The following is a 258-nucleotide window of genomic DNA, read 5'->3' as shown; positions in this document are numbered from 1 at the left end:
CACCGCTTCTTCTCCCACCAGCCGGACCTCAACTACGAGAACCCGCGCGTGCAGGAGGAGATCCTCGGGGCCCTGCGGTTCTGGCTGGACCTGGGCATCGACGGCTACCGCCTGGACGCGGTGCCGTACCTGTACGCGGCCGAGGGCACCGACTGCGAGAACCTGCCCGCGTCGCACGCGTTCCTGAAGCGGGTCCGCAGGGAGATCGACACGCTCTATCCGGACACGGTGCTGCTCGCGGAGGCGAACCAGTGGCCC

1 protein-coding gene is annotated in these 258 nt (G+C 69.0%); it reads left to right on the top strand.

The annotated features are described in order from the left end of the window. On the top strand, nt 1-258 hold a 258-nt coding region (locus tag GTW43_RS03740), incomplete at both ends, for an alpha-amylase family glycosyl hydrolase (RefSeq protein ID WP_237536382.1).

It is taken from the genome of Streptomyces sp. SID5785 (assembly GCF_009870065.1).
GTDB lineage: Bacteria > Actinomycetota > Actinomycetes > Streptomycetales > Streptomycetaceae > Streptomyces.
This window is presented reverse-complemented; position numbering and strand designations above follow the sequence as displayed.